General features: G+C 68.6%; 18 protein-coding genes and 1 pseudogene. 6 read left to right on the forward strand and 13 right to left on the reverse strand.

What is annotated here, in order from left to right; genetic code table 11:
• Positions 1–22: 22 nt before the first annotated feature.
• The 5 genes from AB0G47_RS23340 to AB0G47_RS23360 form a co-directional block, all read right to left on the reverse strand.
• A complete protein-coding gene (locus AB0G47_RS23340) occupies positions 23–898 on the reverse strand; it encodes a hypothetical protein (RefSeq protein ID WP_360773073.1) in 876 nt (291 codons plus the stop codon).
• 92 nt (positions 899–990) lie between these two features.
• The gene (locus AB0G47_RS23345; RefSeq protein ID WP_360773076.1) at positions 991–2,136 is read right to left on the reverse strand and encodes a hypothetical protein; all 1,146 of its coding nucleotides are present in this window, start codon (positions 2,134–2,136) and stop codon (positions 991–993) included.
• Positions 2,137–2,206: 70 nt separating this feature from the next.
• Complete coding sequence (locus tag AB0G47_RS23350; RefSeq protein ID WP_360773079.1) at positions 2,207–3,310, reverse strand: AAA family ATPase; 1,104 nt, start codon at positions 3,308–3,310, stop codon at positions 2,207–2,209.
• A 55-nt stretch (positions 3,311–3,365) separates the two neighbouring features.
• Positions 3,366–3,704, reverse strand: a complete 339-nt coding sequence (locus AB0G47_RS23355; protein WP_360773082.1) for a hypothetical protein — start codon at positions 3,702–3,704, stop codon at positions 3,366–3,368.
• Positions 3,705–3,864: 160 nt separating this feature from the next.
• Entirely contained in the window at positions 3,865–4,431 is a 567-nt protein-coding gene (locus AB0G47_RS23360; protein WP_360773085.1) for a hypothetical protein, read from the reverse strand.
• 81 nt (positions 4,432–4,512) lie between these two features.
• On the opposite strand from AB0G47_RS23360, the pseudogene AB0G47_RS23365 reads away from it, so the two are divergent.
• Positions 4,513–4,680: pseudogene (locus tag AB0G47_RS23365) on the forward strand (IS5/IS1182 family transposase); the annotation flags it as partial.
• Between the two features lie 20 nt (positions 4,681–4,700).
• On the opposite strand, the gene AB0G47_RS23370 reads toward AB0G47_RS23365, so the two are convergent.
• Positions 4,701–6,086: a VCBS repeat-containing protein gene (locus AB0G47_RS23370; protein ID WP_360773088.1), complete on the reverse strand. Its 1,386-nt coding sequence runs from the start codon at positions 6,084–6,086 to the stop codon at positions 4,701–4,703.
• A 346-nt stretch (positions 6,087–6,432) separates the two neighbouring features.
• Between AB0G47_RS23370 and AB0G47_RS23375 the strand changes: the two genes are divergently transcribed.
• From AB0G47_RS23375 to AB0G47_RS23395, 5 genes are read left to right on the forward strand one after another with little or no spacing between them, the layout of a single operon-like run.
• Positions 6,433–6,939 carry a hypothetical protein gene (locus AB0G47_RS23375; protein ID WP_360773091.1) on the forward strand — a complete coding sequence of 169 codons (507 nt, stop codon included), beginning with the start codon at positions 6,433–6,435 and terminating at the stop codon, positions 6,937–6,939.
• A 15-nt stretch (positions 6,940–6,954) separates the two neighbouring features.
• A complete protein-coding gene (locus tag AB0G47_RS23380; RefSeq protein WP_360773094.1) occupies positions 6,955–7,401 on the forward strand; it encodes a hypothetical protein in 447 nt (148 codons plus the stop codon).
• A gap of 11 nt (positions 7,402–7,412) precedes the next feature.
• On the forward strand, positions 7,413–8,108 hold the full coding sequence (locus AB0G47_RS23385) for a response regulator transcription factor (RefSeq protein WP_360773097.1): 696 nt from the start codon (positions 7,413–7,415) through the stop codon (positions 8,106–8,108).
• Between the two features lie 5 nt (positions 8,109–8,113).
• Positions 8,114–9,349 carry a HAMP domain-containing sensor histidine kinase gene (locus AB0G47_RS23390; protein WP_360773100.1) on the forward strand — a complete coding sequence of 412 codons (1,236 nt, stop codon included), beginning with the start codon at positions 8,114–8,116 and terminating at the stop codon, positions 9,347–9,349.
• Between the two features lie 34 nt (positions 9,350–9,383).
• Positions 9,384–9,710, forward strand: a complete 327-nt coding sequence (locus AB0G47_RS23395) for a hypothetical protein (protein ID WP_360773103.1) — start codon at positions 9,384–9,386, stop codon at positions 9,708–9,710.
• A gap of 101 nt (positions 9,711–9,811) precedes the next feature.
• On the opposite strand, the gene AB0G47_RS23400 is transcribed toward AB0G47_RS23395, so the two are convergent.
• The 7 genes from AB0G47_RS23400 to AB0G47_RS23430 all read right to left on the reverse strand — a co-directional run bounded on the left by AB0G47_RS23400 (position 9,812) and on the right by AB0G47_RS23430 (position 21,651).
• Positions 9,812–11,245: a DUF6177 family protein gene (locus AB0G47_RS23400; RefSeq protein WP_360773106.1), complete on the reverse strand. Its 1,434-nt coding sequence runs from the start codon at positions 11,243–11,245 to the stop codon at positions 9,812–9,814.
• Positions 11,242–15,255, reverse strand: coding sequence for a type VII secretion protein EccCa (eccCa, locus tag AB0G47_RS23405; RefSeq protein ID WP_360773109.1), 4,014 nt, complete (start codon positions 15,253–15,255; stop codon positions 11,242–11,244). Before eccCa ends, AB0G47_RS23400 begins: the two co-directional genes overlap by 4 nt.
• Positions 15,252–16,364: a type VII secretion protein gene (locus AB0G47_RS23410; RefSeq protein WP_360773112.1), complete on the reverse strand. Its 1,113-nt coding sequence runs from the start codon at positions 16,362–16,364 to the stop codon at positions 15,252–15,254. Before AB0G47_RS23410 ends, eccCa begins: the two co-directional genes overlap by 4 nt.
• Before the next feature lie 9 nt (positions 16,365–16,373).
• Positions 16,374–17,738, reverse strand: coding sequence for a type VII secretion integral membrane protein EccD (eccD, locus tag AB0G47_RS23415; RefSeq protein WP_360773224.1), 1,365 nt, complete (start codon positions 17,736–17,738; stop codon positions 16,374–16,376).
• A gap of 31 nt (positions 17,739–17,769) precedes the next feature.
• A complete protein-coding gene (locus AB0G47_RS23420) occupies positions 17,770–18,060 on the reverse strand; it encodes a hypothetical protein (protein WP_351161611.1) in 291 nt (96 codons plus the stop codon).
• 145 nt (positions 18,061–18,205) lie between these two features.
• Entirely contained in the window at positions 18,206–19,078 is an 873-nt protein-coding gene (locus AB0G47_RS23425; RefSeq protein WP_360773115.1) for an immunity 49 family protein, read from the reverse strand.
• Positions 19,075–21,651: a hypothetical protein gene (locus tag AB0G47_RS23430; protein ID WP_360773227.1), complete on the reverse strand. Its 2,577-nt coding sequence runs from the start codon at positions 21,649–21,651 to the stop codon at positions 19,075–19,077. Before AB0G47_RS23430 ends, AB0G47_RS23425 begins: the two co-directional genes overlap by 4 nt.
• Position 21,652: the final 1 nt, after the last annotated feature.

Consider the following 21,652-nt stretch of genomic DNA (forward strand, 5'->3'; position numbering starts at 1 on the left):
TGAACTGTTGCGCAGTTATACATCAGCCTATTTCTTGGAGTGACTTTACCTCCCCGCCACCAGCCGCAGTCTCCCCCCTCCCACCCCGCATGGCAGCAAGCTGCTGCCGCGCCACCTCCGACAACCCCTCAACCCCCGGCTTACGCCGCACCTGCGCCAACACCCGCTCGTTCGCCTCCCGCTCACGGGCCTTGAACCGCTCCTTCTCTGCCCGTTGCTGCGACACCCGCTGCTGCCTTGGACTCGTACCGCAGCCCCGGCACGAGCGGCCCGGCTCATCCGGATGCGCCGGGCACAAACCCGCCCCTGCCCCCTCAAGCGGAGCGTCAGTGGGCGCCCCCGCAGCGCCAGCTGTGGGGGTAGGGGGGTTCTTCTCTGGATATTGGCTCTGGTTACTAACTAGAACGCCCGAAGACCCGGCGTCCGGTGAACCGGCGTCCGGAAAACCGGCACCCGAAAACCCGTCTTCGGTCCCGACGCCTCCCTCTCCGTCGCCATCGTCGCCCCGGTCCACTTCGGCGGCAGAATCCCCCTGATCCAGCTGCTTCTTGAGCCTGCGCGCCACCCGTCGAGCCTCCAACTTGCGGTACTCCTCGGCCGCCCACTCCTGCGCCGTGTCGTACACCTCCGTGATGCGCGTCAGCGTGCCGTTCTTCAACCGCTCGGTCACCACCCGGTAGTAGCCGCAATCCTTCAGCTCACGCAACGCCGTCTTGATCGCCTCCTTGCCCTCCTTGCCTGCCTTCGCGATCGACTCGGCCCGCACCGTCCACGCATCCGGCTTCGAGATCAGGAACGCGAGCACTCCCCGCGCTCGAAACGACAGACGGGAATCCTCGAGAGTGGCCGTCGGCAGCACCGTGAACCCGGTGCTGAGGTGGCGGCGCAGAATCGACACGGAGCATGCCTCCAAGGCGGTAACAGGACTTCGAAAGATCAAAAGAGAAGGCCGAACCCCGCACCGTCCGTGCGGGGCCGCCACAGAGGCCATCAGGAGGCTTTGCGGGCCCGGCTGACCTTGATGGTGCGGGCGGTCTTCTGGCCGGCTGCCTTACGCCGGGGCACGACCATGCCGGCCCGGCGCAGAATCTGGATCATGGCCTTCTCGTCCGGGACCATCGGCACGACCAGGTCGGCGTCCTCGAACTGCTCGACCATTGCAGCGACGTCCGTCTCTTCCTTGTCGTTGCCGCCGCCCCACCCCAGGTGGTTTTCCCCGTAGTTGCCCTCCGGGGAGTTGTCGAGCGTCGCCCTAGCCATCTCCTTGACCCGCTTCGCCTCCCGGTACCGCTCATGAGCGCGCACATAGTCGGCGAGCGCCCTTGCACGGTCCGCGTCGTCGTGGACGAGAATCGTCTGCGCAGGCTGCCCCGGAGCCACCCCCGGCCAGCAGGCCGAGACGAACGGGCAGTTGTCGCAGATCACCGACAGGCCCGGCCCGTCATGGTCGCGCCGCAGTTCCTCCGGAGAGTCCGCCTCCACGACACGGTCCACCCACCAACGAGCCTCCGCGGCCAGCCACTCGTCGAAGACGAACTCCTCGATGTGCTCCTCACCCGTATCCCGGCATACGAAGCGGAACCGGATGCGCTGCACGTCGATCGGACCGAGCCTGTGCAGGTACCGCTGGCCGGGAACGTCCGCGAACCCGACCGTGCGCAACAGTTCGGCGTACAGCAGCACTTGCCGCATCTCTGCTGCTGTCGGCCCGAACCTCACGACCCGGTCCCAGACGCGGCTCGACTTCGTCTTCACGTCCTCCACCGTCAGATGTGCGGCAGGCTCGGCAGGACGGTGCCGCTTGGGCAGCCGCGCCGCAGTGGGGGCATCGAGCTGTACGACGTCGATGTGCCCGCGCAATGTCGCGTCCGCGACGGTGCGCTCGATGAGCCACCCGTATTCACGGCGGGCATCTTCGAGCAGCCCCTGGTGGATGTACGTGCCGAGGATCGCGGCGCGCTTGTCCCCGGTATTCGTACGCTCCGTGCCGGCCAGGATGTATCCGGCTCGGCGTGAGCAGATCGTGTCCGACGCCCCCAACTGGGTCTGCACAGAACGGGGGCGGCGGGCATCAGCAGCGTGCGCGGCATCCCAGATCGACAGGGAAGCGGGCGCACGGAAAGTTGTGGCGGTCACAGCGGTCTCCAAGAAGGCGCGCCGGGGCCCGGCCCGTCACAGCGGGCCCCGGCAGCGAAGGGTGCGAAGGTCAGGCGGTGGCGAACTCGGCGGGCGGCAACTCCTCGAAGTCGCCCGGGGCCTCGGCGCCCTGGTCCTGCTGCTCAGCCGCAGCCGCCCGCAGCCGCGCCACGTCATCGCTCGTGGGGTCGCTGAGCTTCTTCGGGTTCTTGACCTCGGCGGCCATGCGCTCGATGGCAGCGCGCACCACGAGCACCTCGTTGCGGCTGAGATCCTCGTCCCCTTCGACCTGGCGCCACAGTTTCTTCAAGCCGTCGACGCCCTGCTCGGCCGCCTTGTGGACCTTCGGCATCCACTGCTGCGCCAGATCCCCGGTCAACTCAGGGGCGACCTTGGGCTGGTTGTGGATCGAGCAGCCCATCAGACCGAATACCAGCTTCTCGATGGTGAAGCCCGGCAGTGTCTTGGGCTTGCCGCTGCGCGGCACCTCGAACTTCAGCGACCGGGCACCGATGACCTTCGGGTTGCTGTCACGCTGCAGGCGCACCCACACCGTCGCGTCGTAGGCGAGGGACTTGTGGCCCTCCACCCGCCAGTCCTTCGTCTTCGGGATCGGATCGCCATTGCCGTCCACAGCGGCCACTTCCTTGCCCCGAGCGAGCAGGATCACGATGCCCGGCATGGTGCGCACCAGATACATGACACGCTGCCACCGTTCGGATGCGTCATTCCACAGGTTCATGGACGGCTTGATCTCAGCATCCGGGTCATGACGCAGCTTGTCCTGGTTCTTGTCCGTGCGGCGGGCACGCTCGTTGGTCCAGTTCACGAGCATCCGCCACAGCATCGAAACCGAGTCGATGACCAGGACGACCGGCTTCTCCTTCGCGGCGGCCGCACGCCGGGCCTCGGCGTGCACGGCCTCGATCTGGCCGAGGATGTCGCGGTAGCTGCCGTTGTGCTCGATCAGCAGGTAGTCCGCACCCGACACGTTCGCGTACTCATCAGCCGTGTCTTCGCCGAGCTCCAGCCAGTACGCCTGGCCGGTCTGCTCCGAGCCGGTGAACGCCGCAGCCTGATGCGACTTTCCACTCTTCTCCTCACCCTCGATCAGGACGATCGGCCAAGGGATGACGCCGGTGGGCTTGCGGGTGCGCAGGCGTGGCGCGGTCATGCTGGACACAGAACATCTCCAAGAGACTCACAGAAAGATAGGTACTGACCTATTTCTAGGCTGTGTGGATCTTCCTGATCTCGAACAGGGGTGACCACTCGGGGTGCAGGTCGATGAGGCGTCTCGCGTAGCGGCTCCGGAAGTCATTGTTGAGCTTCCAGGGCTCCCCGCGGGTGGCGATGCCGTACTGCCAGCGCAGGACCTCGAACAGCATCCCAATGCCGATGCGCCTGAGTCCACGCTCGACACAGTCGGCGGTGAGGTTCTCCAGGTGCTGGAGAATCCAGGGGTTGAGCTGGTCGAACGCTTCGAACCGTTCCTGGATCGTCAGCTTGCCGCCTGGATTCTCGGGCTGCTGTATGGCTGCGATGGGCAGCTCTAGCTGCACGGTCACGTACCCCTCCGTTGTTCGATGCATCGCAGCCTATTTTGCATGCGATCGCCATGGCCTGCGCATGCACCCTTAGTGGATGAGGTTAATTCTACTATGTATCGAGGGGGAGGCAACTCCGCCGAACCACTCCAAGACTGTGAATCCGACGGGCACAACGACGTCAGGACCCGCCCGCGGCGGCCTTGCCTCGCGCGGAGATCGCCGACCCGGGCCCGTCGTAGCGACCCTCACTCAAAGCCGCAGCAACATCCTCCTGCAGCTGCCACACCCCACCACGGCTCTGCGTCATCGTGTGCTCCGCGCCCTCGAGGACAGTCGACAACAGCCACACCGGGGAGCCACCCAGCACGTAGTCCTCGGCTGGCAGCATCCCGCCACCCCGATTACGGGTGTTCGACGCCACATGCTGACTGACACCAAACAGCGCCGCGTACTCCTGCAGCCCCACCAGAGGCGGCAGTTCACCCTTCTTCATCGGCCGGACCGTCGCGTGCTGCTCCTCCTCCAGCTGGGCAAGGAGCGCCTCATCCAACTGCCGGCCGCGACTGCCAGGCGGCAACGCGAAATCTACAGCCAGACCTCCCGGCCAATACGGCTTGCCCGAGACGATCACGGCATCCTCGTAGGAGACGATCCCAGCCGGGATCCACCGGTCGCTGACCGCCGTCGGCGCAACGTTATAGATCTTCGCGAACTCCTTGCGGCCCACGATCAGCGGCTTCGCCACGACGGCCTCCTCTCCTCTGTCCACAGCCTGGGCATAGCAGAATACTTCCAGCAGGTGCGAAATCCGCACCCGAGAGGCAGCAGTCGGCCCACTGGTTTCGACGAGGCGGTCTACAAGCGGAGGAACGAAGTCGAGCGGACCGTCAACGCTCTCAAGGGCTTTCGGGCCGTAGCAACCCGGTACGACAAGAGGGCGTACGTCTTTCACGTAACGGTCACCCTTGCCGCGATCAGGCTATGGCTGCGTTGATGACCCGCCCGGACAGTCCCTCAGGAGGCGCGCGGAGCGAGACCTGTTGCCGCGAAGGCCGCTTTGTCCCGGTCTGTCGTGCCGTCGGTGATCCACCAGTGCGTGGGGTCCTCCCCGTACGTCCCGAAAAGGCCGTCGGACGCCCAGTTGAAGATCAGCTCGTGCTTGCCGTCACCGTCGAAGTCGGCGGCTCCCGCGGGCCGGGCACGGGGCGAGTCCGCGGGCGCTTTCCGCGCGTTGCGCTGGACAGAGGTGCGCTTGTCGCCGTCGATGAGCGTGGCACCTTCGTATGTGGCGACCAGGATGCCGTCGCGGCCGTCGCCGTCCGGGTCGGCGGTCACGAAACCGCCGGGCCCATAGCCGGTGTCCGCGCCCTCGGGCACCTCGGGCAGCTGGTGCGTGACCGGTTTGCCGCCACTGCCGGGGTACACGTCGAGCGATCCGTCGACGTCGGGCGCCTCCGTCTCGGCGCCGGGCTCGTCATTGCGGCTGCCGTCGTCGCCGACGGCCACATCGCGCAGTCCGTCACCGTCGAAGTCGCCGAACGCGTGGGCGTTGCCGGCGCGCAGCTGCTGGCCGTTCGCGGCCAGGCCGGTGCCGCGGCGGGCGGGGTAGAGGCTGTTGTCGGACTGTTCGCCGTCGCTGATGCCGTGGAGCAGCAGGGAGGTCGCGCGTGGCTTGCCGGACGGGTCGATGGCGTCCACGACGAGTTCGCCCTCTTCCGGCAACGACAGGCTGGTATCGGTGCGGGCCGGCACACCGGACCGCGTGAACGGGCCGTACAGCACCACCAGGGGCGACTTGTCCAGGGACAACTCGGTCCTCGCGTGCGCCGCGAGGTCGTGGTGCCCGTCCCCGTCGAAGTCGCCGCGCACCACTCCCGTGAGGCCCAGCTTTGACGCGCTCTGCGGCAGCCGCACCGGCGTCGGCTTGCCGCCTGCCTTGGGCCCGTCGGGGCCGCCCCAGGCCACGTACGGGGCGGTGCGGTGATCGTCCGCCCCGTTGTTCGGCACGTGCTTGTCCCTGACGGTCGTGACGAAGTCCGGGAAGCCGTCGTTGTCCAGGTCGGCTACGTCCAGGTCGATGATGGCTTTCGGTGAACCTGGCAGGTCGCGGCTGTTGTAGAGCGTGCGGGTCGAGGGGGCGAGCCCCTTCGCCGAGCCGTAGAGCACGGCGAACTGCCCGCCGTCGGGCAGTTTGCCGCCGGGGAGGGGCACCATGAAGTCGCGGTACCCGTCGCCGTTGATGTCGTCAGGATCCTTCGACCCCTTCCCCGGAGTCGGCGCCCGGCTCTCGGTAGGCGCGCTGGGCACCGGGACTTCGGGGCCCGATCCGCCACCGCCGCATCCAGTGATCGAGGCGAGAACGCTCACAGCGAAGGCCGACAGCGCAACACGAGACTTCATGCACCCACCCTCACACCCCCGTCCGCGCCCACTCCATCGGGGTGGGTCAACTGTTGCCCAGTCGTTGACCGACGGAACTTGGCACGCCCGACCGGCCGGACAGGCTCTAACTAGGCGGCGCCACGCTGTCGCATCCAAGTGAGAGGCACGTGGCGGGGACGAGGTCCGACCTGGGACTCCCTTGATCAATTATGTTGGGTTCGTCATCCGTGGGACAGGTAACAGCAGTCGATGGACGACTGTTACACGGCCAGCAGGTCACCGATAGCCGTCACTCCTAACTTCGTCACCGAGCGATCCCACGAAGCGGGATCCATTCGAGACATCCGAGACAGGGGTAACAGCTATGCAGTCCACCTCAAACACCACCTGGCGCACGAAGACCGTCGTGGCCACCGCCCTGGCCGGAGTTGCCGCTTGCGGCGTGCTCGCCCTTCAGACGGCCCACGCCTCCACCAGCTCCGGGAGTGCCGAGCAGACCGCGCGCACCGCAGGCGTCGCCCGTGGCAGCGCCGCGCCCTACGTCGTCAACCACTACGGCGAGGAGAACGCGGACAACGGTCGCGCCGAGCGCACCCCCAAGAACTTGGTACTTTCCGAGTTCACCTCGATCAGTGGCCTTCACTGGAAGGAGTGGGGCACGAAGGAGGCAGTCGCCACCGGGAAGGTCACCGGCAACTGGTGCCTGGAAACCTGCTTGGACAAGCCGCTGAAGGCCACGGTCACGCTCTCGGACCCCAAGACCGTGAACGGCAAGAAGGTCTTCTCCACCTTTACCCTGAAGCTGGCGCAGGGCACGGGCGAGTACGAATCCGAGGATCTCCAGGGCAAGCACGCGCTCGCCACCAGCTGACGCGAAGGATTCTCGATGAACAAGCCCACGGCCGTGGCCGCCGCAGCCGTCGTGGTCCTGACGGCCGTGGGCGCCATCGGGTGCGGCGGCCCCGCCAAGCCTCATGTCGAGGGCGCCGCCCCGAGTCCCACCCAGGTCTCCGGCCCCGTCTATGTCTCCGATTCCATGGGCCACCCGCTCACCCGCCCCACCAACCTGAGTCTCACCGAGTTCTCCACACTGACCGGGTTGCGCTGGCGCTCCTGGGGAGGCCCGAGGGCCGTTGCCACGGGACGGCTGTCCGGAGGCTGGTGCCGGCCCAAGTGTTCCGATGCGGGCTATCGGGCCACTGTCGAACTCACCCGCCTGGAGCGGCGCGAGAACGTCTCCTATTACACCCGCGCCGCCGTACGGTCCTCGCATCTGCCGCCCAAGGACACCGACGACTTGAGCGCCGTGCACCTGCCCGTACCCGAGCCCTAGGACCGCAAGCGATGACCGACGTGCTGCTCGTCGAGGACGACCCCCTGCTGCGGGAAGCCACGCAGCTGTCCCTGGAGCGTTACGGATTCCAGGTGCGCACCGCCTCTGACGGGCGCGCCGGGCTTGCCGAGTTCCTGGCTCGTGCCCCCGACATCGCAGTACTGGACGTGATGTTGCCTCACCTCGACGGGGTCAGCCTGGTGCGCCGCATGCGGGCGGGAGGTGCGGGGAGTGCGGGCAGCCAACTGCCGGTACTGATGGTCTCCGCGCGTACCGACCCGGTGGACGTGGTCATCGGCCTCGAGGCCGGCGCCGACGACTACCTCACCAAGCCCTACGACATCCCCGTACTGGTCGCGCGGATCCGTGCGGCACTGCGGCGCACCACGGACTACTCCCGCAGCGTCCCCGAAGAGGAGACGACGCTGCTGCGGTTCGGTGACGTGACGGTGGACACCGCCTCCATGGAGGTCCGCCGGCACGGCCTGCTCGTCGATCTCACGCCCACCGAACGCAAACTGGTCCTTGAATTCGCGGACCAGCCCGGAGTCACGCTCTCACGGGCCACCCTTTTGGAGCGGGTCTGGGACTACGCCGGGGGCGGCGACCACCGCGTGCTCGACGCGCATGTGCAACGGCTGCGCGCCAAGATCGGCCGGGACCGCATCGTCACGGTCCGCGGCTTCGGCTACCGGCTCGTTCCCTGACCGCCATGGGACTCCGTACCAAGACCGCGCTGGTCATCGCCGGTACCGCCGGGATCGTCGCCACGCTCATCGGCTTCCTGGTGCACCATCTCACCGCCCAGGACCAACAACGAGGCGCCGCCCGGGCAGCCGATGCCCAACTCGTGGAGGCGGCGAACGCCTACGCCTCCGGGATCGACAAGGGAGCCCTGGTCAACCCGGGCGACCTGCCTGCCGAACTGCGCAGGACCGTCACCGAGCGCCCGGTGCGAGCCACCCTCCTCCAAGACCACGACCGCTTCGGCAAACCCGTGATGTGGGCGGCCACCCGCAGCGGCGACGACATCCTCGCGGTACGACGCTCCTATGCCCCACAGGCCCGAACCCTGGCAGACCTCGACCGGGCGCTCCTCATTTCCGGCGGTCTTGTGACCGCACTCGGTTCGGTGCTCGGCGCCGTCGCGGCGGCCCGCGTAGGGCAGCGGATCACCGCCTCCGCGCGCACCGCGCAGCGGATCGCGGACGGTGACCTGACGGACCGGGTGGAGCCCCGGGGCAAGGACGAGATCGCCCGGCTCGGCACCGCGGTCAACACCATGGCGGACGCGTTGAGCGCCCGCCTCGAGGCCGAGCGGCGGGTCACCGCCGATATCGCCCATGAGCTCCGCACCCCGGTGGCCGGCCTGGTGACCGCCGTCGGACTCCTGCCACCCGGCAGGCCGACCGAGCTCGTCCGCGGTGGCGTGGGCACCATGCGCAACCTCGTGGAGGACATCCTGGAAGTGGCCCGCCTTGACGTGCCGGGCATCGAGCAGGCACAGCGCGACGAAGTGCTGCTGAGCGAGCTGGCCCGCCAGGTCGTCGCCACAACGGGCGTGGACGTGCAACTTCGGGTCCACAGCGACGCGAAGGTGGCCACAGATCGCCGCCGGGTCGAGCGGATCCTGGTCAACCTGATCACCAACGCACGACGGCACGGCGCCCCGCCGGTGTCGGTCGACGTCGACGGGGCAGTGATCCGCGTACGCGACCACGGCACGGGCTTCCCCGCCGATCTGCTCGCGCAGGGCCCACAGCGGTTCCGCACCGGCGCCCGCGAGCGGGGCGGCGGCACCGGCCTGGGCCTGACCATCGTCGACGGCCAGGCGCGGGTGCTCGGCGTACGGGTGAGCTACGAGAACCCCCCGGGCGGCGGCGCACAGGCCACCCTCGACCTCACACCGAGCGACACCCCACGGCATGCGACGGAACCCATCGACTGAGCCCACGGCCAGGCCGGTCGGGCCGGGGTCACTCATGGCCGGGACATCCCCGGAACAGCCGGTCGCTGCCTCACAAGGCGCCGAGGAATCCTCTGACGGCTGCAACGAACTCGGCTGGGACGGTCTCGTGGACGGTTTGCCCGGCCGGGAGTTCAACGAGCTGGGCACGGAGGCGCCGTGCTGTCATGTCCTTCGCGTGCTGGGCGCTGAGGAGCATGCTGCGGCTGCCGCGGATGAGCAGGACCGGGCAGTTTCCGGCGAGCCAATCGTCCCAGTGATCCCCGTTGAGGTGCTGGACCGGGACCTGCACCACCTGCGGCCGACCACTCACCCGAACCAGAACCTAACGAAGCACTACTAGGGCAGCCCGTCGAAGCCTGATCCGGCGCACCCCTCAAAACGGGCCACACCCAGCGCGATCCTCCACGTGTGCCGTAGAGCCCCAGCCACAGCCACGGTTGGCTATGCGGACTTCAGGTGCTGGGTGAGCTGCTGGAGCGTGGTCCAGGAGCTCGGGTCGGTGCCGTCGCCCAGGGCGTAGTGGAGTGTGGGCCGGGATGCGGGGCCGAGTTGGGCGGGCCGGGGGCCGCCCTGCGTGTGCTGGGCGTGGGTGCGGCCGATCTCGCTCACGGCGACTGCGCCGAGGGTGAAGGAGAGGGGGACGGGCGGAGCTTCGAAGCGGGGCGGGACGGTCAGGTCTCGGCGGGCGGTGCGGAAGGTGGTGAGCATGGACGTCAGGTTGTGGTCGGTGGCGAGGACCTCGGCTAGCGGGGCGATGGCGTCCAGGGGTGGGGCTTCGTCGGTGGCGTAGCCGAGGGCGAGGGTGATGTGTTCCTCGATGCCTGCCGGGGTGTGGGTGATGTGGGTGGTCGCGATGGCAGGGCGGTCGGGGGTGCCGATGGCGGTCAGCCAGGTAGGGGCGGACTTCTGGGCGCGGGTGCGGGCCAGTTCGGTCATCTGGCGTCGGGACCAGGGCAGGGCGATGGGTTCGGCGGTGGACCATCCGGCCGGTGGGGTGCCGGTGAGGGTTAGCCAGGCTGCTTCCAGGGCGCCGCCGAGCAGGAGATCTTCCTCGGCGGGGTGCGTGGTGTGGAGGGAGAGGATCAGCTGGCGCTCACCCTGCGCGCCAGGGGAGTCGGGGGTGGGCCTGGGTTTGAACGCCTCCGCGATCCGGGCGTTTCCCTCCGCGGTTCTCGCCGGGGTGAAGTGGCCGTCCTGCCAGTGGAGTTGAGCGCCGGAGAGGCCGTCGTAGTAGCCACTGTCGGGGTCTTGGATCACCCAGCGGTTGGGGTGGCCGTGCAGGGCGTTGCGGGTGGGGAGGGTGAGTCTGGTGTGGGGTGGGGTGACGATCTGCAGGGCGCGGTCGCTGGCAGCGGCGGTGCCCAGGGCATCGGCGAGCCAGCTGGTCATCGCGACGACAGGGCGGTCCTGGATGACGACCGCGGCCTTGTCGGTGAGGACGTCGACGGCTGGTGGTGCCGCTTCGGACGCCGGTGCGGCGGTAGCGGTCTCGGGCGTGAGCGGGACGACCTCGGTGTGGGCGGCCTCCGGTGGCCAGACCATGCCGTCGAGCACGGCGGCCAGGCGTCCGGCGAAGGAGCCGGCGAGCCGTTCGCCCTCTTCGACGGCGGTGGAGGCGCGGGCCTCGGTCCACCAGAACGGCTCGTTGGGGGCCGCCACTTCGGCCCCGAGCAGGCGCTGTGCCTCGCCGGGGACCTGGACCAGAAGGGGCGCTTCGACGGAGACCAGCGGGCGGCCGCCCGGCGCGCAGAGCTGGACGACGGCGCCCTCGGCCAGGGAGTTGATGCCCAGGTCGGGGCCGCCCGCGAAGAGGCCGGCGAGCAGGGTGTTGATGTCGGGCATCGTGGGGGTGAGGGCGATGACGTCCTTGGTCACTGCTGGCGGGTCTCTTCCGGCTCTGTTGGTTCTGTCGGTTCTGTGGCGAGGGCGGTCTGGATGAGCTGGTGGCGCCGTCCGCGGTGGATGAGGGTGCCGCGGCCGGGGGGTTGGGCGGAGGCGTAGAGGCCGGGGAAGAGCTGGCCCTCGGTGCGGTCGCCGGTCATGAGCAGGGCGGTGGTGCCGGTTTCGCGCAGGGTGGTGAGGAAGGGCTCGTACAGGGCGCGGGAGGATCCGGCGACGCGGCGGGTGATGACGAAGTGCAGGCCGATGTCCTGGGCGGAGGAGACGTAAGGCAGGAAGGGCGCCAGGGGCTGTTGGCCTGCGGTGGTGAGGATGTCGTAGTCGTCGACGAGGATGACGATGCGGGGGCCGGTGAAGGTGGGCCCGTCGGTGATCGTGTCCGGGTCGGCGGTCTCGGGGAGGCGCTTTTCCAGCTCGCTCGCGATGCCGGTGGCGAGGGCGGCGGCGAGTTTGGCGTTGTGGGCGTAGCCGCCGCGGTAGGGCTCGGGGACGGTGCCGCGTAGGCCGCGGCGCGGGTCGAAGACGCCGAAGACCAGGTCCTTGTCGCTGTGGCGGTCGATGAGCTGCCGGGTGATCAGCTTGAGCAGGTTGGTCTTGCCGCATTCGTTGTCGCCCAGGACCAGCAGGTGCTGGTCGCCTCCGAACAGGTCGAGGTGGGCCGGGGCGAGGGCGTCCTGGTCGACGCCGAGCGGGATGCGGGCGGGCTCGGAGATCGCTGAGGGCAGCTTGGCGGCGGGCAGGGACGTCGGCAACACCCGTACCGGGGAGGCGAGTTCGCCGTGCCAGCTGGCGCGGATGGTGCGTGCGGCGCTTTCCAGGGCGGGGCCGAGGTCGCCGGTGGTGCGGCGATGGTCGATGCGGGGCAGCGCCACCTGCGCGAAGAGCTTGCCGTCGGTCAGCACCCGTCCCGGCGTGTCAGGGGAGAGCGTCTCGGAGAGCTTGCGGTCGACGCTGGAGTCGGAGGGGTCGTTGAGGCGCAGTTCGACGCGGCTGCCGAACATGGACTGGGTGGCGATGCGTACGTCGTTCCAGCGCAGCATGCCCGCCACGATGTGGATGCCGTAGCCGCTGCCGCGCTTGAGAAGGTCGGCGACAGTGTCGTCAAGATCGGCGAACTCGTCGCGCAGCGCGCCGAATCCGTCGATCAGGAGCACGATGTCGGTCGAGCCCAGCTCGGACAGCTGGCCCTGGGACCGCAGGCGGCGCAACTGGTCGACGGAGTCGATCCCGTACTCGCGGAAAAGTTCCTCACGCAGGGCGAGTTGGGCGCGGACCTCGGCCACCGTGCGGGCCGCGCGTTCATGGTCGGCGCGTCCGGCGATGCCGCCGACGTGCGGAAGACCGGCGAGCGCCGAGAGCCCGCCACCGACCAGGTCCAGGCCGTACACGGCGACGTCGGCGGGAGTGTGGGTGAGGGCCAGGGAGAGTGCGAGGGTGCGCAGCAGGGTCGTCTTGCCGGACTGCGGGCCGCCGATGACGGCGGTGTGCCCGCCGGCGACGGTCAGGTCGAGGTACCAGGGCTCCTGCCACTGTTTGGCCGGATCGTCGAGTACGCCCAGGGGTACGCGCATCGGGTCGTCGCCGCGCTGGGCGAGGTGCAGCCCGTGTTCGGAGGCCTGGACGGGCCCGGCGGCCTGGTCGAGGGTGAGGGCGTCGGGCAGCGGGGGCAGCCAGATGCGGCGCACCGGCGGTGCGGCGGTGGCCAGTTGGTCGACCATGGTCGAGAGGACGGTCGGGCCGGTCTCCCGCTCCCGCATGGAGGGTTCTTCCGGGGTGTCGGTCTCGGGGTCCTGGCCGGTATTGAAGGTGGGGTAGGGCCAGGCGAGGGGTTCGTCGTCGGTCTGGTCGTGGCGGGTTGGGCCTCGGTGGGCGCCGGAGACGTAGCCGGCCTTGAAGCGTTCGTACGTCGATGTGTCGACCTTGAGGTAGCCGAAGCCCGGCAGTGGCGGCAGTTGGAAGGCGTCGGTGGTGTCCAGGACGGTGCGCGACTCGTCGGCGGAGAAGGTGCGCAGGCCGAGCCGGTAGGAGAGGTAGGTCTCCAGGCCCTTGAGTTTGCCGGATTCGATGCGCTGGCTGGACAGCAGCAGGTGGACGCCGATGGAGCGGCCGATGCGCCCGATGGACAGGAACAGGTCGATGAAGTCGGGTTTGGCGGTGAGGAGTTCGCCGAATTCGTCGATGACGACGAAGAGGTGGGGCAGCGGTTCCAGGTCGGGCTGCTTGGCGCGCAGGGCGGCGTAGTGGCCGATGTCGGCGACGTTGCCCGCGTCCTTGAGGACCTGCTGGCGGCGTTTGACCTCGCCGGCCAGGCTGGTGTGGACGCGTTCGACGAGTCCGGCCTGGTTCTCGAGGTTGGTGATGACCCCGGCGACGTGCGGGAGTTCGGTGAAGGGGGCGAAGGTGGCGCCGCCCTTGTAGTCGACCAGGACGAGCGCCAGGTCCTCGGGGGAGTGGGTGGCGGTCAGGGCCAGGACGAGGGTGCGGAGGAGTTCGCTCTTGCCGGAGCCGGTCGCGCCGACGCACAGTCCGTGCGGGCCCATGCCCAGCTCGGAGGACTCCTTGAGGTCCAACAGGACTGGCTCGTGACGGTCGTTGAGGCCGATGGGAACACGCAGGAAGTCGCGCTCGCTACGTGGCGCCCACAGCCTGTCGAGGTCGAGGGCGGCCGGGTCGTCGATGCCGAGGAGGGTGGGGAAGTCGACGGGCCCGGAGATGGGGGTGCCCTCGGCGGCGGACTCGGCCGAAAGGCGCAGCGGGGCGAGTAGGCGGGCCAGGCCCTCGGCGCCCGCGATGCTCATCGCGTCTGCGGTGCCGTGCCCGGGCTGCGCGTCGGGAGCACGCAGGTCTTCGACACTCACCTGGTCGCCGTCGACGGTGATCCGGACGCTCACCTGGTCCGGTTCGTGGAGCTGCTGTTCGAGCAGGTGGAGCACGGTCACTCCCATGCCGGTGAGGTCGACAGCCGTGTCGGGGCGGGGGAGTTCGGTGGCCGTGTTCCCGTGGCAGTCGCTGACGACCAGGAGCCGGTCGTTCATCCGCAGGGCGTTGCGGTCGGACAGGCCGCGGCGTACTTCGGCGGCGTAGGAGGAGCGGCGGCGCAGGTCCGGGGCGCACTGCCGGGCGAGCGCGGCCAGGCTCGGCGCGATGCGCCGGGCCGCGACCGGTCCGTCGTCCTGCTGGGGGTCGAGGATGTGCGGCAGCCACTTGGCCCATTCCCACTCGTCCAGGTGCTCGCCGGGTACACCGAGGGCGAGGGCGACGTCGTCGGGGGCGTGCGTCACCGCTGTCTGGATCAGCAGGGCACGGGCGACGCGCAGGACGCCGTCCCGGTCGCCGATGATGCTGACGTTGCCCGCCCGGTCCAGCGGCGCCATCAGCGGGAAGTCGGTGGCGGTGGTGAACCGGTGCTGCAACGCCCGGGCCTCGTTGAGCATGAACGGGTCGGGCGGGGTCAGCACGCCACTGCCCGAGTTCTGCCCGATGGTGAGCTCCTGCACGGGTACGTCGCCCGTGCCGAGCCGCACCCGCAGGAAGTCCGCGTCCAGACGGCGCCGCTCCCACAGCCTGGCCGGGTCGCGCACCAGGTCGTACAACGCCGCGGGTGGCGGATTGAGGACCCGTGCCTGTCGCCGCAACTCCCGCTCGACGGCGCCCAGTTCGTCGCGCTGTTCCTCGACGTACTCGAGATACCGCTCGCGCTGCGTACGGCGGGTGCGCTGGGCCTTGCCGCGCTGGGAGAGGAAGAGGGCGACCGCGCCGAGCAGGGCGAAGACGAGGACGATCGCGCCGACGGCGGCGAACTGGCTGTTGCGGATGACGGTCATCATGACGACCGAGCCCATGACGCCGGCCATGGGGAGCAGGGCGGTGGCGGCGTTGCCCATCTTGCCCTCGGGCAGGTTGGGCGGCGGCTCGATGGTGCGCTCCGGGGCGGCCGAGAGGGGCCGGGTGGAGCGGGCGGGGCGGTGGATGAGGCGATGGGTCATCGCACCCGCACCGCCCGCCCCATCGCCTCGGCGGCCAGCTGGACGGCGGCGTCGCGGGAGTTCTGGCCGAGCATGCCGGTGTGGATGGGGCCTCCTTGGGCCAGATGACGGTCGTAGGGCAGGGGCACCACGGCCACCCCGGTCTCGCGCAGATGCGCGGCGGCCGTCTTCAGGTCGAGCGTCGTGTCGGGGGAGTTGGCGGAGAGGGCGACCACGGTGGTGGCCAGGGCAGAGTGCGGCAGCTGGGCCAGCCAGTTAAGGACCACGCGGGTGCCGCCGACGCCCTCGGCGGTCATCGGGGCGACCACCACGCGCGCGTGGGCGGTGTCCATCGCGGTGCGGGCCACCTCGCCGGGCAGCGTCTCGCAGTCGACCACCGTCACGGCGAAGTAGCGGCGCAGCGCAAGGGTGACGGTGCGATAGGTGGGTACGTCGAGCGGGGCGCCGACACGTCCTTGGCTCGCGGGCAGCAGCCAGCCGCCGTCGGTGACCGGCACCAGATAGCCGGTGACGTCGGTGAGTTGCATGGCCGGGCTGAGGATGGGGGCCAGGTCCGCGCACGCCCAGCGCACCGACTCCGCGCCCAGGCGCACCGGCAGGGTGCCGAGCGCGGCGTCGGCCTCCAGGGCCAGGACGGGGTCGTGCCGGAAATGGTTGAACGTCCGTGCCAGGAGCGCGGAGACGGTGGACTTGCCCACTCCGCCGCGAATGGAAGTGACTGCGATGACACGGCCGGTGGTGACCGGTTGCTGTACCTCACGGGCGAGTCGGGTCTGCTCGGCGACTTCCTGGCCGGCCGACGCGGTCAGCTTGCGCAGCGAGCGTCCGGTGCGCCGGACCGCGGAGTCGCCGTGCTGCGGGCTGCCGAGAGCGCGGGCCAGGCGCGGATCGACCGTCGGCACGGACTCCGGGGTGGGCAGCGGAAGGCGGGGATCACGGGCGCTGCTGCGTACGGGACGGGCGGGAGCCGTCGGCTGAGGAACCGGCCGTGGATCCACGGGGGCCTCACTCTCCGCCCTGCGGAGCACGGCGGTCGGCTCGACCTCGGGGCTCGGGCTCGCCCCGAGGTCCCTCAACACGTTCCGCTGCCAGTCGTCTTCCTGAGCCATGCCGCACCCCTACGCGAAGGTGTCGAGCAGTCGCCCGTACACACCGAACACCCCGATGACCAGCGGCAGCAGCGCGATCACGCCGACCGACTCCAGGACATCTCCGGCCCGCCGAAGCCGCACCCGCACATGCTCGGCGGGCTGCACCGCAAGCACCACGAGAGGAACCACTGCGAGCCCGCCCAGCAGGGCCAGCGGCCCACCGCCGGCCGACCGCTCCAACCAGACACCGACCAACGCGACGACGACGACCGCGGCAGCGGCGAACAACGCGACGACCTCGGCGACCAGTGGGAAGGCCCGCGCCCGCAGCGCGAGCACGACCGCAGTGACCGAGGCGAGGAGCACGGTCCACACGGTCGGCTCCTTGAGCACCATCACCCCGGCGCCGGCCGCCGAAACGGCCAACACGACGGTGGCAACGGCCAGTCCACGATGGGTGGCGCTCAGCGCCGCACCCACGCGATACCGGCTCACCGACGACCCGCCCGAACGCCGGTCATCCAGCCCCGAAAGACCGGAGGCCATCAGCGCAAGCCGTGGCAGGACACCAAGCACCACCACCGACACGACAGCGAGCAAGGAACCCACCCGGGCCTGCTCAGCCGCCGTCCCAGCGCCGCCCTGCAGCGCAACGGCTGCCTCCCACGCCACGAGGCACCCCAAGAGGGCCCCGGCGCCGATCAACGCGCCGCGCCCCAGCGGGGAGAACCATCCCAGCAACAGGAGCGCCACCCCCACGCTCACGGCAACGCCCGTGAGCCGTACCGCCCCGGACCAGGCGTAGGTATCGGCGAGCGTCCAGCCGCCCAGCACGCCCAGGGACCCGGCCGTCACGATCAACGCGGCGGCCAGCCCCAGCCGCCCGGCCCGCCCCAACAGGGCGCCGACGAGAGCCGATACGGCACCGACGCCGAGCAGTGCATTGCCCACGGAGGACAGCTCGAACTCACCGCGGGCCAACACTCCCGCGACGAGAGCCCACACCACGGTGGCAAGACCGGCCACCACCCGCCGAGTCGCGGGCCGCCATCGCCAGGCCCTCACATCCAGATCATCGGCGGCCTCATCGGTGACGTCATGCACGACAGGCGCCGAGGGCGCATCCTCGGCCTGCACCAGCCGCAGCACGGCGCCGTCCGATATCCCGGCGGACTCCAGGGTGCTGTCGTGGGCCAGGGCCGATCCGTCCGCGGTGACCAGATGCCGCAGCATGGGCCGACCGGCGGCTTGATCGTCGAGCAGCCGCAACACTTCAGGGAGCAGCAGCCCGACGGGCTCCTGCGAGGGAAGCACGAGATCCACTCGCCGTCGCTCTCCGACCAGGGTGACCCGGCTCAAGGCCGTACGACTCGTACCGCTCGTGCGGCTCAACGGCCCCGCAGATATCACGCGTTCGAACCTATCATCGAGAAGAAGGGCTTACGGAGGGCGAGGGGGAGGTAGCCGACGGCGGGGAAGGAGGCACGGAGGTGCTGTAGGGGCTCTTGCCGATCAGCCGGTTCGAAATGAACGACCACCCCACACACCCGGCACACAACACCGCCGCAATCACCACCCCAGCGAAGACTTTCCCCAACCGCTCATCCACCGTGCGCCGTTGCCGCTGCGCACCGAACAACAACGCATCACGCAGCCGTCGGCGTCGTACCGACACCGACTCCAGCAACTGACTGTCGTAGTCCTGGGCTGCCAAAGTCTTCCACTTCTATTAATCGAGTTGGCAGTGCACGTGCGCTGTGGGCATCTTGGGCAAGTCCATTTTTGGATCGCCGAATTGAGCGCAACTGCGGCTCCGTCAGCGGGAAATCCATGAGGAAGACACCGACGGTCAACCGGCGTTACGTGGGGAACTCGCCCAACCAGCCGCGCTGTAGCAGATGCTTCGGCAAGTACTCCGACTCGACGCCAATCGGAATTCCCCCGTCGTAGGCTAGGCAGGCGATAGCCAGAGGTCCCAGGGCGACGCTTCCATCAATGTCTGCTTCCCGATCCTCGTTCAGCGTCCAGTAGGTCTTGTGCAGCTTCAAGGCTTCCAGTAGGGCGGGGCTGAATCCCTCCTCATCCTTGCGCACGAAGTGGTAGAAGAGGTTGATCGGCGGGTAAAGCAGGCCATCGAGGAGGTCTCGCGGGGCGAGTCGCGCGACGGCAGGATCCGACGCCTGGAACGTAGCGGTGAGTTTCTCCACCAGCCCAGGCCGACGCAGCCAGTATGTCTGCAGGGTGTCTACCCAGTGATAGATGTACTCGTCGTACTTTCCCTCGCGTGCACGCAGTCGCTCGAGAGGGATCTCGCACAACTGCGTCATGCGTGGCTGATCACGGCAGATGACGGCCAGCCAGAACGCCGTCAGCCAAGAACCCGCATCGGCAGTTGGCATCGGGCCCACGGCTGGAAGCGTCCGCATCTTCCGGTTGATGCGGCACTCGACGGGTGCCCCGCCCGGCGCCGTCATGGCGAACAAGGCTGATCCCAGTTGCATCGCATTGACCGTGGCCTCCCACGTTTCCAGTGCCGCCGCACGTGGATCGACGACACAGCGAGCGCGCAATACCAGAAGCCCGGTGTCGAAATGTGAGTCGATCAAGCTCGCGGAACCAGCGGAGTCGGCAAGTTGATCGATGCCGTTCGCCAAGTGTGTGCTGAGGCGCTCGGCCAACTGCTCGGCGTCAGGTCCTGCCGACAGGTCATGCCGGGCCATATTTTCGGTCACGGAAGGGTTCCCTTGCTGATATCGAAGTACCGATACTGGAGGCCAGTGTACGTCCCAGCGTTCTTCTCTCCATGAACGACGACATATTCTAGCTTCTCCGAGGCTATGGCTTTTTCGATGGCGGCCACGACCTCGACTTCCCCGCGTTTCTTCATGAGTCGGAAGATGTCGAGGAAGTATTCCCGGCTCCCCTGAGAAACCCTGCCGCCGTTGTCCGGGAGGTCGCGGTGGCCAAGTTCCGTATCAGTACTACTCTTGGCCTCGACGACAACTACTCGACCATCCTTGTGTACCCACACTTGATCAAACTGATCATTTCCATTCTTCGGCCCGAGAAGGGGCTGCTCTTCGAAGCCTTTATAACGCTCGGCGATGAAGTGATGCCGGGCGGCCTGCTCGCCAAATTCTTCGGCTAGGTCCCTCATCTGGGTATGAGATTCCTTGTACGTCCCCTTGGCTTCCCCCCAGAGTGCTTGTGACTCGACTGTGCTGTTTTCCTCGTGGGCCTTGCCTGTTCCTTCCTTCCAGTCTTTCGCGAGGTTGTCCCACTGTATGGCGTGGTGGCGAGCCCCTGCAGCGTCGTCGAGAATGTTGAGCCTGTGCTGGCTCTTGACGGTTTCTGGACCAAATTTGATGTAATCAGGGTCGAGGTAATGGGGTTTGGGGGGATCAGGAACGTCCTTGGAGCGGATAAATGGGGCATCATCCGCGAGCCGGGTCAGCTGGGGTGGGGTGAACCCGCTCTCGTCCGTGAGTTCCAGGCCCCTTCGATTGCCGAGGTGTTGGCCGCCCTTATAGTACTTTTCGAAGTATCCCGGTTCGTGGTTGGCCCGGTAGACCTGGATCTCCTCGATCTGCTCCAGAGTGAGGCCAGGCCGGTAGGGGTTGGGGCCCTCCCGCATGAAGCTGGGGCGCTTAACAGGGCCGGGCTGCAACGGGGTATTGCCGTCAGGCCTGGGCGTGCCGTCCCCGGTTGCGTCGTCGCCGGCTGAAGATAGATCGTCCCGACCGCCGCCCGACTCACCAGGACGCGTTACGGGGCCATGCTCCGAGCCGCCGGATACCGCGTGACCGGTGGAGCTGCTCGAACTGGACCCGTCGTTGCCCCGGGCCCCGGCCGAGCCTCCAACCTCGCTGTGGCCGTTGGCTTGTGGAGAGCCTGCTTCACCTCTGCCAGCAGGAGGCTCATGGCTGGCCTGCGGCGGAAGACGTTCACCGGCGTGGACGCTGGCGCTGGGGGCTCGCTCTCCGGCACCCACAAGCGCAGGTTCGGGCACTTCCGCAGGAGCTGTCCGCTCGGCGGCGGACCGCTCGATCGGAGCCGTCTCCCTGATGGGCTTGCCCTCGGCGTCGACCCGGATGAACTTGCCGTCCTCGACGCGGACCCTGGAGCCGTCGAACTTGAGGTCGGTGTGTACGCGCCGCAGCTCGGGCGCGGCGTCGGTACCAGTCCGGACGCGGGCAGTGAGGTCGGCGACGCTGGGCAGCTTGCTGAAGGCCTTGCCGCCCACCGTGAGCCCGGCGGAAAGCGGGTCGGCGTAGGTGCCGATCTTCGCCGCGACGCCGGCGGCCTTTGATGCCGCGCCGGCCTTTCCTCCCTTGGCGACGACCCCCAGCGGACCGGCGCCCAGCGTGAGGATGTTGAAGGTGGCGGTCCCCGCGGCCTGGACGGGGTGCTCCTCCCACTGGTCCCAGGCGACCATGGCCTTGGCGAACTCACGGGCGGCCGTCTTCTGCCGCTTGACGTCGGCGCCGTCCTTGTCCGCGAACATGGTCTGGTCCATGACCCAGTCCAGGGGGGTCGCGATGTACTGACCAGCGCCTGCGACGACGTCCCCGAGGTTGCTCCAGGCCTCCCCGGCCGAGCCCCCGATGCCGACCAAGTGGCCCAGGCCCTCGAGGGTGGCACCGCCACCACCGACGATGAAGCCGTCCCAGACGTAGTGCTTGACGTGCCGGTGGATCTCCCACGCGTGGATGGACTCGCTGACGTGGCTGCCCCAGGGCGTTTCCTTGGCCTGCTTGAGGAGGCCGGCGTCGTAGCCGTACATCACGGTTTTTTTCGTCGCCTTGTGACTGCCGTCGTCCTCGATGAACTTCGGGCCGTTCACGATCGCCGAGATCTTGGTCGCGGCCCGGCGCTCGGCCGCTTCGAAGGCGGTCTTGGTGACGGCGACGTCGTCCACGAGCTCGTTGTTACGGTCGGTCTTTTCGTCGTCGTAGTGCCAGTCGTCGTCGCCCTCGACGCTGGCGACGAACTTCCTGGCATCGGCCTCCAGCGTCTGAAGGCGCTTGGCCAGCGGGCGCGCCTCGCTGGAGAAGGTGTCAAGGGCGTCGGCCACCGTCTCCAGATCCGCGGCGAAGGTGTCGGCCCTGTCCATCACCGGCTGGGTGGAGGCGAATAGATCGTCGGCCTCCGGCGCGGTGTAGTAGGCCCCCAACATCTGGAACCGGGAGTGCACATCGGCCCCGCCGTTGCGGATCCCGATGGCGTCGCTGCGCAGCGCGGAGACGTCCTTGTCCAGTTGCTCGAAGTCACCGATGAACTGCGGTATGCCACCCGGCTCGATCATC

Origin of the sequence: Streptomyces sp. NPDC021622 (assembly GCF_040640795.1) — a bacterium.
GTDB lineage: Bacteria > Actinomycetota > Actinomycetes > Streptomycetales > Streptomycetaceae > Streptomyces.